Origin of the sequence: Leclercia sp. W17 (assembly GCF_003336325.1) — a bacterium.
Lineage (GTDB): Bacteria > Pseudomonadota > Gammaproteobacteria > Enterobacterales > Enterobacteriaceae > Enterobacter.
In genome coordinates, this window is record NZ_CP031101.1 from 1,668,472 (window position 1) to 1,681,302 (window position 12,831).

10 protein-coding genes and 3 tRNA genes are annotated in these 12,831 nt (G+C 56.8%); 8 read left to right on the forward strand and 5 right to left on the reverse strand.

All coding sequences use genetic code 11. The annotated features are described in order from the left end of the window. Positions 1 to 86: 86 nt before the first annotated feature. From dacD to DVA44_RS08090, 4 genes are all read left to right on the forward strand, one after another. Positions 87 to 1,259: a serine-type D-Ala-D-Ala carboxypeptidase DacD gene (gene dacD / locus DVA44_RS08075; RefSeq protein WP_114386182.1), complete on the forward strand. Its 1,173-nt coding sequence runs from the start codon at positions 87 to 89 to the stop codon at positions 1,257 to 1,259. A gap of 121 nt (positions 1,260 to 1,380) precedes the next feature. After that, positions 1,381 to 1,854, forward strand: a complete 474-nt coding sequence (gene sbmC, locus DVA44_RS08080) for a DNA gyrase inhibitor SbmC (protein WP_103822474.1) — start codon at positions 1,381 to 1,383, stop codon at positions 1,852 to 1,854. Positions 1,855 to 1,956: 102 nt separating this feature from the next. Next, entirely contained in the window at positions 1,957 to 3,015 is a 1,059-nt protein-coding gene (locus tag DVA44_RS08085) for an FUSC family protein (protein WP_114386184.1), read from the forward strand. A gap of 167 nt (positions 3,016 to 3,182) precedes the next feature. Next, a complete protein-coding gene (locus DVA44_RS08090; protein WP_103180181.1) occupies positions 3,183 to 3,518 on the forward strand; it encodes a DUF496 family protein in 336 nt (111 codons plus the stop codon). A gap of 111 nt (positions 3,519 to 3,629) precedes the next feature. On the opposite strand, the gene DVA44_RS08095 is transcribed toward DVA44_RS08090, so the two are convergent. Then, a tRNA-Asn gene (locus DVA44_RS08095) sits at positions 3,630 to 3,705 on the reverse strand. A gap of 226 nt (positions 3,706 to 3,931) precedes the next feature. On the opposite strand from DVA44_RS08095, the gene DVA44_RS08100 reads away from it, so the two are divergent. Both DVA44_RS08100 and DVA44_RS08105 read left to right on the forward strand, forming a co-directional pair. Continuing rightward, positions 3,932 to 5,374: an EmmdR/YeeO family multidrug/toxin efflux MATE transporter gene (locus DVA44_RS08100; RefSeq protein WP_233210569.1), complete on the forward strand. Its 1,443-nt coding sequence runs from the start codon at positions 3,932 to 3,934 to the stop codon at positions 5,372 to 5,374. 80 nt (positions 5,375 to 5,454) lie between these two features. Further along, positions 5,455 to 5,530: transfer RNA gene (locus DVA44_RS08105), tRNA-Asn, on the forward strand. A gap of 81 nt (positions 5,531 to 5,611) precedes the next feature. Here the strand turns inward: DVA44_RS08105 and DVA44_RS08110 are convergent. The 3 genes from DVA44_RS08110 to shiA all read right to left on the reverse strand — a co-directional run bounded on the left by DVA44_RS08110 (position 5,612) and on the right by shiA (position 10,256). Further along, positions 5,612 to 7,399, reverse strand: coding sequence for an aminopeptidase P family protein (locus tag DVA44_RS08110; RefSeq protein ID WP_114386186.1), 1,788 nt, complete (start codon positions 7,397 to 7,399; stop codon positions 5,612 to 5,614). A gap of 18 nt (positions 7,400 to 7,417) precedes the next feature. Further along, positions 7,418 to 8,872, reverse strand: coding sequence for an AMP nucleosidase (locus DVA44_RS08115; RefSeq protein ID WP_114314543.1), 1,455 nt, complete (start codon positions 8,870 to 8,872; stop codon positions 7,418 to 7,420). A gap of 73 nt (positions 8,873 to 8,945) precedes the next feature. Beyond that, a complete protein-coding gene (shiA, locus tag DVA44_RS08120) occupies positions 8,946 to 10,256 on the reverse strand; it encodes a shikimate transporter (RefSeq protein WP_114386188.1) in 1,311 nt (436 codons plus the stop codon). 239 nt (positions 10,257 to 10,495) lie between these two features. Between shiA and ldtA the strand changes: the two genes are divergently transcribed. Further along, positions 10,496 to 11,443, forward strand: a complete 948-nt coding sequence (gene ldtA / locus DVA44_RS08125; RefSeq protein ID WP_114314541.1) for a L,D-transpeptidase — start codon at positions 10,496 to 10,498, stop codon at positions 11,441 to 11,443. A 48-nt stretch (positions 11,444 to 11,491) separates the two neighbouring features. Here ldtA and DVA44_RS08130 read toward each other — a convergent pair. Next, positions 11,492 to 11,567: transfer RNA gene (locus DVA44_RS08130), tRNA-Asn, on the reverse strand. Positions 11,568 to 11,886: 319 nt separating this feature from the next. Here DVA44_RS08130 and nac point away from each other — a divergent pair. Next, complete coding sequence (gene nac, locus DVA44_RS08135; RefSeq protein WP_103180170.1) at positions 11,887 to 12,804, forward strand: nitrogen assimilation transcriptional regulator NAC; 918 nt, start codon at positions 11,887 to 11,889, stop codon at positions 12,802 to 12,804. Positions 12,805 to 12,831 lie beyond the last annotated feature (27 nt).

A 12,831-nucleotide genomic window follows, 5' to 3' on the forward strand; every position in this document is an offset into this window, starting at 1 on the left:
GTGCTGTCACATTTTTTTGCAATTATTCCAGGTATCCAGCGGGAAACTTCCGTAAAAAGGGCAACGATTTTAAATGACCTGAGGATATACCGTTGAAACGCCGTCTGTTTATTGCTGTTTCTTTACTCACTTTGAGCATTTCATCCGCGCTGGCTGCCGACCCGATTAATTATGCGCCGCAGCCGCCAGCTATCCAGGCGGGTTCCTGGGTGCTGATGGACTATACGACGGGGCAAATTTTAACGGCGGGCAACGAACATCAGCAGCGTAATCCGGCCAGCCTGACCAAGCTGATGACCGGCTATGTGGTCGATCGCGCGATCGACAGCCATCGCATCACCCCGGACGATATGGTCACGGTCGGTCAGGATGCCTGGGCCAAGGGCAATCCGGTTTTTGACGGCTCCTCGCTGATGTTCCTGAAAGCGGGTGAACGAGTCTCCGTGCGCCACCTCAGCCGTGGCCTGATTGTCGATTCCGGGAACGACGCCTGCGTGGCGCTGGCTGATTACGTGGCGGGTGGGCAGCCACAGTTCGTCAATATGATGAATAATTACGTCAAAAAGCTGAATTTGCGCGACACCCATTTTGAAACGGTACACGGTCTTGATGCGCCGGGCCAGCACAGCTCCGCTTACGATCTGGCGGTGCTCTCCCGCGCCATCATCCACGGTGAGCCGGCGTTTTATCATATGTACAGTGAAAAGAGCCTGACCTGGAACGGTATCACTCAAAAGAACCGTAACGGTCTGCTGTGGGATAAGTCGCTCAATGTGGATGGTCTGAAAACCGGACACACCTCCGGCGCCGGTTTTAACCTGATCGCCTCTGCTGTCGACGGCGAGCGCCGTCTGATTGCCGTCGTCATGGGAGCTGAAAGTCCAAAAGGTCGCGAGGATCAGGCGCGCAAACTGCTCCAGTGGGGCCAACAGAATTTCGATACCGTGCAGATCCTGCGTAACGGTAAGCAGGTGGGCAACGAGCGCATCTGGTACGGTGATAAGGAGCGTATTTCGTTAGGCACCGATCAGGACTTCTGGCTGGCGCTGCCTAAGGCTGAGCTGCCGAACATCAAGGCGAAGTATGTCCTGGATAAGAAAGAGCTCGAAGCACCGATTGCCGCCCATCAGCGGGTCGGGGAGATCGAACTGTACGATCGCGATAGAGTGGTAGCCCATTGGCCGCTGGTGACGCTGGAGAGCGTCGGTAAAGGCGGGATGTTCTCGCGGCTAAGCGACTATCTGCACCATAAGGCGTAGCGCATGGAGGAGCAGGCTGGCGACTGTGCGAGCCTGCTCGCATAATAGACAGGTCATTATTGTTAAACCGCTTTTTTCTGCATTACAGTGTATGTATATACAGTAAACAATCGGAGGCAGCATGGACTACAGCATCACGCACCAGAACAAACGCAAAATTGCCGGTTTTCATATGGTTGGCCCGTGGGAGCAAACCGTTAAGCAGGGTTTTGAACAACTGATGATGTGGGTGCAGGGGCGTCAGATCCAGCCGCTGGAGTGGGTGGCGGTCTATTATGATAACCCTGACGAAGTGCCTGCCGAAAAATTACGCTGCGACACGGTCATCACCGTGCCGGACGATTTTGTTATTCCTCCCAACAGTGAAGGGGTGATCCTCACCGAAGTGGCTGCAGGCGACTACGCGGTGGCGACGGCCCGCGTAGAAAACCATGATTTCGCCACGCCCTGGAACCTGTTTTTCGACAGTCTGCTTGAGGATGTCGATTACCAGATCGCGCCAAAAGCCTGCTTTGAACGTTATCTGAATGACGGTAACGCCGACGGTTACTGGGATATCGAGATGTTTATTCCGGTACAGAGCCGTATTGCGTAACGGTCCACTAATGCCCACTTTTAACAGGGTTTTTCTGCCGGGGAGCACTACTCCGGCAGAAAACGCAGTACAATCAGGGTTTGCCGTAAAGCTGGAGAGCGTGTGCGCCCCGACAAATCTCTAACGCCTTTTGAAATTCGACTGTATCGTCATTACCGCATCGTACATGGATGCCGTATCGCGCTGGCGTTTATCCTCACTTTTTTACTGGTGCGTCTGCTGGCCGTGCCGGAAGGGACATGGCCGCTGATCACCCTAGTGGTCATCATGGGGCCGATCTCCTTCTGGGGGAACGTCGTTCCGCGCGCGTATGAGCGCATTGGCGGCACCATTCTGGGCTCGGCGCTGGGGTTAATTGCCCTGAAGCTGGAGCTAATCTCTCTGCCGCTGATGCTGGTGTGGTGCGCGGCGGCCATGTTTCTCTGCGGCTGGCTGGCACTGGGCAAACGCCCCTATCAGGCGCTGCTGATCGGCATCACCCTCGCGGTGGTAATTGGCGCGCCGACCGGGGACATGCAGACTGCCCTGTGGCGAAGCGGTGATGTGATCCTGGGCTCGCTGCTGGCGATGCTCTTTACCGGCATCTGGCCGCAGCGGGCCTTTTTGCACTGGCGTATCCAGATGGCGAACTACGTTACCGCCTTTAACCGGGTCTATCAGGCGGGCTTTTCCCCCAACCTGGTGGAACGACCACGGCTGGAAAAACACCTGCAAACCATCCTCAATGACGTGGTAAAAATGCGCGGTCTGATCACCCCGGCCAGCAAAGAGACCCACATTCAGAAAGCGATTTTTGAAGCGATCCAGACCGTGAGCCGCAACCTGGTCTGCATGCTCGAGCTACAGATCAACGCCCACTGGTCCTCCCGGGCCAGCCATTTTGTGATGCTGAATGCCCGGACCTTAAAAGAGACGCAGCAGATGACGCAGCAAACGCTGCTCACCATTGCCCATGCGCTTTATGAAGGCAATCCGCAGCCCATCCTGGCGAACACCGAGCGGCTGAACGAAATCGTTGCCGAGCTGCGTCAGCTGATCAACGATCATCACAATGAAAACGTGGCGGAAACGCCCATACACGGCTATGTATGGTTGAGCATGGAACTTGCTCGCCAGCTGGAATTATTGTCGCATCTTATCTGCCGGGCATTGCGCAAATAAAAAGCGGCTATGCAGGGTTCTGTTGTCTGCTGCTTCGATTCAGCAGAAATTGAGGTTATGATAGGGACAAAGGAAAAATTATTGTCATCAGCAATCGCTGTCAGTAAGGTTAATGCTATCGCGGTTGTTTAAACGAATCCGAATCTCACATTATCAGGGGTGTAAAAATGGAAACAACTAAGCCTTCGTTCCAGGATGTTCTGGAGTTCGTCCGCCTGTTCCGCCGCAAGAACAAACTGCAACGTGAAATCCAGGACGTTGAGAAGAAGATCCGTGACAACCAGAAGCGCGTTCTGCTGCTGGACAACCTGAGCGATTACATCAAGCCAGGCATGAGCGTTGAAGCTATCCAGGGCATCATTGCCAGCATGAAAAGCGACTACGAAGACCGCGTAGACGACTACATCATCAAAAATGCCGAGATCTCTAAAGAGCGTCGCGAAATCTCCAAAAAACTGAAAGTGATGGGCGAGATGAAGCACGCGGAAGCCAAAGGCGAGTAATCACCGCCTAACAGCTAAGCCCTCCGACTAGTCGGGGGGCTTTTTTTTGGCTCCGGTTTTTACCGGCATCAGAAAAGCAAAAAGCCTGCTCGAAAGCAGGCTTTTTAAATCTGGCTCCTCTGACTGGACTCGAACCAGTGACATACGGATTAACAGTCCGCCGTTCTACCGACTGAACTACAGAGGAATCGTTGTGGAGCGTTATCTTAGCGGCGAAAAAACTTTTGTCAAACCTGATCTTAGTCCGATTCGATCAACTGCTGATTCTGTCACCAGTTTGTCGTAATTACCTACATATTTTTGTGGGAAATACTTTGCAGGATCTGCATTTCTCCCTCATTATTTGAAATGTAGTTTCAACTTTCTCTCTAAGGTCCATTTTGAACGTCACCTCCGCTTTACGCCAGGCCGTGATGCGCACGCGCTGGTATAGCAAACGTAAGAGCTACAAAGTTCTCTTCTGGCGCGAAATCACCCCCCTTGCCGTGCCTATCTTTCTGGAAAATACCTGTGTACTGCTGATGGGCGTGCTTAGCACCTTCCTGGTCAGCTGGCTCGGTAAAGAGGCGATGGCGGGCGTGGGGCTGGCCGACAGCTTCAATATGGTCATTATCTCTTTCTTCGCGGCGATAGACCTGGGTACCACGGTGGTGGTGGCCTTTAGCCTGGGTAAGCGCGATCCGCGCCGGGCCAGGGCTGCCGCCAGGCAGTCGCTGGTGATCATGACCCTGTTCTCCATTGTGCTGGCAGCGGTGATCCACTATTTCGGCGAAGAGATTATCGATGTGGTGGCCGGCGATGCCACCGGAGAGGTGAAAGCCCTGGCGCTGTCGTATCTCGAAATGACGGTGCTCAGCTACCCGGCCGCGGCGATTGCGCTGATTGGTAGCGGGGCGCTGCGTGGGGCAGGGAATACCAAAATTCCGCTGCTGATAAACGGCGGAATGAACATTCTCAACATTTTAATCAGCAGCGTGCTGATTTACGGGCTTTTTTCCTGGGACGGGCTCGGTTTTATCGGAGCCGGTCTGGGTCTGACCATCTCCCGCTACATTGGCGCCATCGCCATTATTGTGGTGCTGGCGGTTGGTTTTAACCCGTCGTTGCGCATCAGCCTCAAAAGTTATTTCAAACCGCTTAACTTCGCCATTATCTGGGAAGTGATGGGGATCGGCGTACCCGCCAGCATTGAATCGGTGTTGTTCAACGGCGGTAAGCTGTTGACCCAGATGTTCGTGGCCGGAATGGGTACCGACGTGATCGCCGGTAACTTTATCGCCTTCTCCATTGCCGCATTGATCAACCTGCCGGGTAACGCGCTGGGCTCTGCCTCCACCATCATCACCGGTAAACGGCTCGGGAAAGGGCAGATAGGTCAGGCGGAGCGCCAGCTGCGCCATGTTTTCTGGCTCTCGACAATCGGGCTCACGGCCATTGCCTGGGGCACGGCGCCGTTCGCCAGCCTGATGGCGTCGTTCTATACCCATGAACAGGATGTAAAAGATGTGGTGGTGATCCTCATCTGGCTGAACGCCGCCTTTATGCCGATCTGGGCGGCGTCGTGGGTGCTGCCTGCCGGGCTGAAAGGGGCACGGGATGCCCGCTTCGCCATGTGGGTTTCTATGCTCGGGATGTGGGGCTGCCGCGTGGTAGCGGGTTATACCCTGGGGATCATGCTGGGAATGGGCGTGGTAGGTGTCTGGCTGGGGATGTTCCTCGACTGGACAGTACGTGGCGCACTGTTCTACTGGCGAATGGTCAGCGGACGCTGGCTGTGGAAATATCCGCGGCCTGTGCGTGAAAATGTGGCGGCGATCCCCGCAGAACGGATAGTGAATGCGCAAAGTGGGGAATAAATCGGCAAACGATGCAAAATCTGCAATCTGCCTTTGACAACGCCAGGTGGCATCGCTAATATTCGCCCCGTTCACACGATTCCTCTGTAGTTCAGTCGGTAGAACGGCGGACTGTTAATCCGTATGTCACTGGTTCGAGTCCAGTCAGAGGAGCCAAATTTAAAAAGCCTGCTTTTAAAGCAGGCTTTTTGCTTTTCCGGGACAGTCCAAAAAATGGCAACCCGAAGGCTGCCGTCATTACTTAATGAGCCCTTGGCGGTGTACGCGCACCGGCGCCGTGGCCGAGATCAGCCATGGACGCGCCTCACTGTTAACGTGCGGCGAGAGCGCCTCACGCACCTGCTGGTGGTACTCATCCAGCCATTTAATCTCTTTTTCGCTCAGCAGATGCAGATCCACCTGACTCAGGTCGATAGGGACCAGAGTCAGCGACGCAAAGCGGCAGAAGCCCGGTACGCTCTCCACCACCTCCACCTGGTTTTCGATACGAATACCATACGCATCCGCCATATAGTAGCCCGGCTCGATGGTGATGATATTTCCCGCCACCAGCGGCCAGGAGTTAACCTTCTTCGCAATACGCTGCGGATTTTCATGGATCAGCAGCTGATGCCCCACGCCGTGCCCGGTGCCGTGATCAAAATCGAGCCCCAGCTCCCACAGCTCACGCCGCGCAAAGGCATCGATCTGATGCCCGCAGGTTCCGGACGGGAATTGCAGGGAAATAAGCGATAAAAAGCCTTTCAGCACGGCGGTATAGTGCAGACGACACTGAGCGCTCAGTGGACCGAAAGCGAGCGTGCGCGTGGCGTCGGTAGTGCCGTTGTGATACTGCCCGCCGGAATCGTTCAGATAAAAGTGGTCGCGGGTAATGGCCGCATTCGTCTGTTCGCTGGAGTGGTAATGGCACATCGCCGCATTGCTACCAGAGGCGGAGATAGTGGCAAAACTCTGCTCGATAAAGCCTGGCCGCTGCTCACGGAAGAGAAGCTGCTGCGCCTGGGCTTCCAGCTCGGTAATAGGTTGACCAGAGGCTTCGCGACGGGGCACTTCGTGCGCCAGCCAGGCAAGAAAGTTGACCCATGCCACCCCGTCCTGATGGTGGCTGTCGCGGTAGCCCGCCAGCTCAATCGGGTTTTTGTGCGCTTTCATTGCGGTGATCGGGTCAGCGTGCCAGACGATCTCTCCCTGCGGCTCAACGGCAAAGCGCAGGGCGACAGGGGCGGAATCGGCATCCACCATCACGCGCTTACCGACGCACAGCTGCTGGCTTTGCGATAGAAAATCAGATTCAGGCGCCAGCGTCAGGCTCTCCAGCAGCAGGGCCGAAAGCGCGCGGGTTTTTTCAGGCGTGACAAACCACGTCACCGCACCGTCGCGGCTCAGCAGGGCAAACGAGTTCGGTACCGGGCTCGTCGGGATATCGCTGCCGCGTACGTTCAACAGCCAGGCGATGTTATCCGGCTGGGTGATGGCCAGATAATCGGCGTGCTGTTCTGCCAGAATGGCGGCCACGCGCTGGCGCTTGTCGGCACTGCTTTCACCGCTGATCTCCACCGGCATTTCGCGGATGGCCCCGACAGGCGGGGCCGGACGATCCTGCCAGAGGGTATCAAACGGCGATGCATTCAGGGCGGCAAGCTCACAGTGACTGGCATTGAGTGCTTCATACTGGGTTTGGGTCATCAGCATCGCTTCAAAGGCGATACGCGCCCCGGGTTTCATGTTCTGCTGCAACCAGTCTGCCAGCGGATCGTTGTGCAGATGCAGGATCTCAATCTCAGCCAGATTAACCTGTTCACGAGCCTGAACCTGATAACGCCCATCGACAAACAGCAGGGCGCGATCGCGCAGGATCAGGGCATGCCCCGCTGAGCCATCAAAGCCGGTCAGCCAGGCGAGAATATCGTCATGAGGATGGCAATATTCGCTCTGAAAGGCATCGGCGCGGGGGACGATAATGCCATCCAGCGCCTGGGTTTCCAGCCACTGGCGCAGGGTGAATAGCGGTGAGGTGGTTTGCATAACTTTCCTTTTTTATGATCAGCGGAACGGCGGCTCGTTAAAGGTACGCAGTTTACGCGAGTGCAATTTATCCCCTTCGGCGCGCAGCAGGTCGATAGCGCGAATGCCAATCTGCAGATGCTCGGAGATCGCCCCCTCGTAAAAACGGTTTGCCTGGCCAGGAAGTTTAATTTCCCCATGCAGCGGCTTATCGGAAACGCACAGCAGGGTGCCGTAAGGCACACGGAAGCGGTAACCCTGGGCGGCGATGGTGGCACTCTCCATATCAATCGCCACCGCGCGGCTCAGGTTAAAGCGCAGGGCCGAGGCCGAGTAGCGCAGCTCCCAGTTCCGGTCGTCGGTAGTAACGACCGTGCCGGTGCGCAACCGCTGCTTAACTTCTTCTCCCGGCATACCGCTCACCTCTTTGGTGGCGTCGTACAGCGCCCGCTGCACTTCGGCGATGCTTGGGATCGGAATATCCGGCGGCAACACCGCATCCAGCACATGGTCGTCACGCAGGTAGGCGTGGGCCAGCACATAATCGCCAATCAGCTGGCTTTCACGCAGGCCGCCACAGTGACCAATCATCAGCCAGACGTCCGGGCGCAGCACCGCGAGGTGGTCGCAGATGGTTTTGGCGTTCGACGGGCCCACCCCAATGTTAATCAGAGTGATGCCCTGACCCTCGGCGGTGACCAGGTGCCAGGCGGGCATCTGGTGTTTTTTCCACGCCAGGTCAGAAATGGCCTGCTCCGGGGCTTCGGTTTCGGCGGTGATCCAGATCCCGCCCGCGCAGGAGAGGGCAATGTACGGGCTGTCGGGATCGAGGATCTGGCTGCAGCCCCAGCGGACAAACTCATCCACATAGCGGGTGTAGTTGGTGAACAGGACAAACGGCTGGAAATGTTCTGCCGGGGTACCGGTGTAGTGACGCAGACGCGCCAGCGAAAAATCGACCCGGCGGGCATCAAAGTGCGACAGTGGGGAAAACTCTGCCGGGTGGTAGATCCCGTCGGCGGTCTCATCGCCGATCTGCGAAAGCTCGGTGGTCGGGAAATGGCGCGTTAAGCCCGCGCTCATGGAGCGGTCCAGGGTCAGCTCTGAGCCATCGATAACGTACGGGTAGGGGATCTCATGGCGCGAGGGCTCCACGGTGATGTGGGCGCCGTAATCCTGATACAGCAGCGTCAGCTGCTCCTCCAGGTAAGGGCGGAACAGCGTTGGACGGGTAACAGTGGTGGAGTAGCAGCCAGCGTGGGTGAATCGCGCATAGGCGCGGGTCTTCGGCGTATTGGTGGCGCTGCCATCCCAGGTCACGGAAAGTGACGGATAAACAAAGAGGCCATTCATTCTGGCCTCTGCATCGGGGAGCGTTCCGTCTTTGATATAGTCGCTGATGGCGCTGCGCAGGGCGTTAACCGCCTGGTCGTACAGCGCATCCAGCATGTCCAGTGCCTGAGCCGGGGTCAGGCTGGAGTCCTTATTATTCATCTCTGTCTCCTTGTTCCACAGGTGTACGGCGTTACCCGATAGTATGTCACCTGTATGTGAAACAAAAGTGAGATCAGGTAGCGGCCGGTTTCATCACCAGGCAGGTGGCGGCGGAGAGCAGGCACCCGGCCAGCAGGTAGATCGCCACGCTGTGCCAGTCACCGCCGGAGAAAGTTACCAGCGCGGCGGCAATAAACGGCGTAAAACCGCCCCCTACCACGCTCGCCACCTGATAGCCAACCCCAGCGCCACTGTAGCGGTAACTCGCGCCAAACATCTCAGTAAACATCGGCTGCTGGACACACACCACCATGTCATGGGCGATATTCGCCAGCAAAATGGCGAACACCACAATCCAGAAAACGGACTGGGCTTCGAGGGCCATAAAGAACGGGAAGGTGCTCAATGCGCCCGTTAACGCCCCGGTGATATAGACCCGACGGCGGCCAAACCGATCCGCCAGCCAGGCGAAGCAGGGAATAGTGAGACAACTGATGCCGCCCACCAGCAGGCCGATATTTAAAAACAGCTCCCGGGGCAGGCCGAGGTTTTGGGTGGAGTAACTCAGCGCAAAAGCCGTGACGATATACATGGTCAGCAGCTCGCACAGGCGCAGGGCGATAATTTTCAAAAACGCCCCCGGATGACGGATCAGCGCGTCCATCACCGGCAGGCGACGCTTCTCTGCAGGTTGTTGCCGCTGCTGCTCGAACTCGGCAGACTCATCCATCCTGTTACGCACCCACAGTGCCCCCAGCACCAGCACAATGCTGAACAGGAACGGGATACGCCAGCCCCAGCTCAGGAACTGTTCGTCGGTGGTCAGCGTGCTGATCAGCGATACCAGCCCGGTAGAGAGCAACAGACCTACGCCATAACCCACCTGTACGCCGCTGCTATAGAAGGCTTTTTTCCGCGCCGGGGCATTTTCAACAGACAGCAGCGCCGCGCCGCCCCATTCGCCGCCGACGGCAAAGCCCTGCACAGCGCGCAGGGTCACCAGCAGAACCGGCGCCCACCAGCCAATAACGGCAAAAGAGGGGAGGAGACCAATCAGCGCCGTGGCGATGCCCATCATCCAGACCGTCAGCATCAGCATTCGCTTACGGCCCAGCTTGTCGCCGAAATGACCGAAGATCACCCCGCCCAAAGGACGGAATAAAAAACCGACGCCAAAGGTGGCAAAGGCGGCGAGCGTGCCCATCGCCGGACTAATCTGCGGGAAAAATTCACGGTTAAAAACCAGCGCGGCGGTAATGCCGTAGAGCAAAAAATCGTACCAGTCGACTACCGCACCGGCAAAACTGCCGAGGGCCGCGCGGCGCGCGCGATGCAGCGATGGTATAGCCCCGTCGGGGGACGAGGAGGCGAGGGTGGTATCCATAGTGATCCTGTCTGACGTTATTTTTTTATAGGTATTAGAAAGAATATCGCTCACGTTGCGGTCGCCCTGAAAACGGCGACGGATATGAGACTACCGCGACAGCGGACGGGTGAAAACGATTTTATCCCCGCGTGAGGTAAACGGTTGATATTCATAGAAATGATGGTTTGTTAACTGGCTATAAACGCAGCAACAAGGCTATGCTTGTCAGATACGCGGAGCGACAGAGGAAGGGAATAATGCGTCGTATGATGAAGTTAGGCTTTATTGCTGCTTTATTGGTCAGTCAGAGTGCGCTGGCGGTGAGTTATCCGTTGCCGCCTGAAGGGAGTCGTCTGGTGGGGGCCTCGCAGGTGATCACCGTTCCACATGACAACAAACTGCCGCTGGAGGCGTTTGCGGCCCAGTACGGGCAGGGGCTCAGTAATATGCTGGAGGCGAATCCGGGCGTTGATCCGTTTTTGCCTCAACCCGGAACACAGCTGGTAGTGCCGCAACAGCTGATCCTCCCCGCAACCGTGCGTGAGGGGATTGTGGTTAACGTGGCGGAGATGCGCCTCTATTATTACCCGCCAGGGGGCAGCACCGTTGAGATCTTCCCCATCGGTATCGGCGAAGCCGGGCGCGAGACGCCGCGTAACTGGGTAACCGCCGTCGAGCGCAAGCAGGACGGGCCCACCTGGACGCCAACCCCAAACACCCGTCGGGCCTACGCCAAAGAAGGCAAGACTCTGCCCGCGTTTGTGCCCGCCGGGCCGGACAACCCGATGGGGCTGTATGCGCTCTATATCGGCAGGCTGTACGCAATTCATGGCACCAATTCAAACTTTGGTATCGGGCTGCGCGTGAGCCAGGGCTGCATTCGTCTGCGCAACGACGATATCAAATACCTCTTCGACAATGTCCCGGTCGGAACGCGCGTGCAGCTTATCGATCAGCCGGTTAAAGTCACCACCGAGCCGGACGGCAGTCGTTGGGTCGAAGTGCATGAGCCGCTGTCGCGTAATCGCGCGGAATTTGAGTCTACCAACAGAGTCCCGCTGCCCATGACGGCAGGACTGCGCGCGCAGCTCAACGGTGCGGATGTGGATGCCGTGAAGGTTGACGGGGCGCTGGAGCGTCGGTCGGGGATGCCGGTGAACGTGAGCGGAGCGGTGCATACGCCGCTGGTGACTATTTCTCAGTAACGACTCAGAAAAGCAAAAAGCCTGCTTTTAAAGCAGGCTTTTTAAATTTGGCTCCTCTGACTGGACTCGAACCAGTGACATACGGATTAACAGTCCGCCGTTCTACCGACTGAACTACAGAGGAATCGTGTGAACGGGGCGCATATTATCGACGTGGGTCACCGTTGTCAAAGGGTGATCTTCTCTCTTTGACTCGTTTGCTGACAAAATCAGCAAAGTGATGTTTTCCCCAGCGGATTGCACGTTTTTGGTGCGGATATACCCCGAATGGGGCAGATCATAAACCGCTGTTTCACTTTAAAAAGCGACGGCAGCAATTGGATTTCCTTATTTTCAGCCGCTTAGCGGACATATCGGACCTCTTTTCAAAACTGGCAAGCATCTTGCAAAACCCTCTGTACATTCGCGCCGGAACCGGCAACGCATTTCGTACAGGGGGCAACATGAACTTAAGACGACTGAAATACTTCGTAAAAATCGTCGATATCGGCAGCCTGACCCAGGCCGCTGAAGTGTTACACATCGCACAGCCGGCACTGAGCCAGCAGGTGGCCACTCTGGAAGGTGAACTCGATCAGCAACTGTTGATCCGCACGAAACGCGGCGTGACTCCTACCGAAGCAGGCAAGATCCTTTATACCCATGCACGCACTATTTTGCGCCAGTGTGAACAGGCGCAGCTGGCGGTGGGCAATGTCGGGCAGACGTTGACCGGCCAGGTTTCGATTGGCCTGGCACCGGGTACGGCGGCCTCGTCTGTAACCATGCCGTTATTACAGGCGGTGCGCGCAGAGCTGCCGGAAGTACTGGTCTACCTGCATGAAAACAGCGGCGCGGCGCTGAACGACAAATTACTCAGCGGACAGCTGGATATGGCGGTGCTCTACGATCGTTCTCCTGTGGCGGGGATCACCAGCCAGCCGGTGCTGAAAGAAGATCTCTATCTGGTAGGGACGCGGGATTGCCCGGGTCAGAGCGTCGATTTAACGGCGGTGGCCGAGATGAATCTGTTCTTACCGCGTGATTATAGCGCCGTGCGTTTGCGCGTCGATGAAGCCTTCTCGCTGCGCCGTCTGACGGCGAAAATCATTGGCGAGATCGACTCCATCTCAACCCTGACCGCGGCCATTGCCAGCGGAATGGGGGTGACGGTATTGCCGGAATCGGCTGCGCGATCGCTCTCCAGTGCCGCTAACGGCTGGATGGCGAGAATCAGCTCGCCGTCCATGAGCCTGCCGTTATCGCTTAACGTCTCGGCCCGCGGCTCGCTGTCACCGCAGGCGCAGGCGGTGAAAGAGATCCTGATGTCGCTGGTGAGCCGCCCGTCGCTGGAGAATCGCGAGCTGCAGCTGGTCAGCTAATATTCCATAAAAGCATAAGTTGCGGAT

Coding starts and splice junctions, on each gene's coding strand:
- sbmC (WP_103822474.1), top strand. CDS start 1,381: ATGGACTACAGCATCACGCACCAGAACAAACGCAAAATTGCCGGTTTT.
- DVA44_RS08090 (WP_103180181.1), top strand. CDS start 3,183: ATGGAAACAACTAAGCCTTCGTTCCAGGATGTTCTGGAGTTCGTCCGC.
- DVA44_RS08100 (WP_233210569.1), top strand. CDS start 3,932: ATGCGCACGCGCTGGTATAGCAAACGTAAGAGCTACAAAGTTCTCTTC.
- DVA44_RS08110 (WP_114386186.1), bottom strand. CDS start 7,399: ATGCAAACCACCTCACCGCTATTCACCCTGCGCCAGTGGCTGGAAACC.
- DVA44_RS08115 (WP_114314543.1), bottom strand. CDS start 8,872: ATGAATAATAAGGACTCCAGCCTGACCCCGGCTCAGGCACTGGACATG.
- shiA (WP_114386188.1), bottom strand. CDS start 10,256: ATGGATACCACCCTCGCCTCCTCGTCCCCCGACGGGGCTATACCATCG.
- ldtA (WP_114314541.1), top strand. CDS start 10,496: ATGCGTCGTATGATGAAGTTAGGCTTTATTGCTGCTTTATTGGTCAGT.
- nac (WP_103180170.1), top strand. CDS start 11,887: ATGAACTTAAGACGACTGAAATACTTCGTAAAAATCGTCGATATCGGC.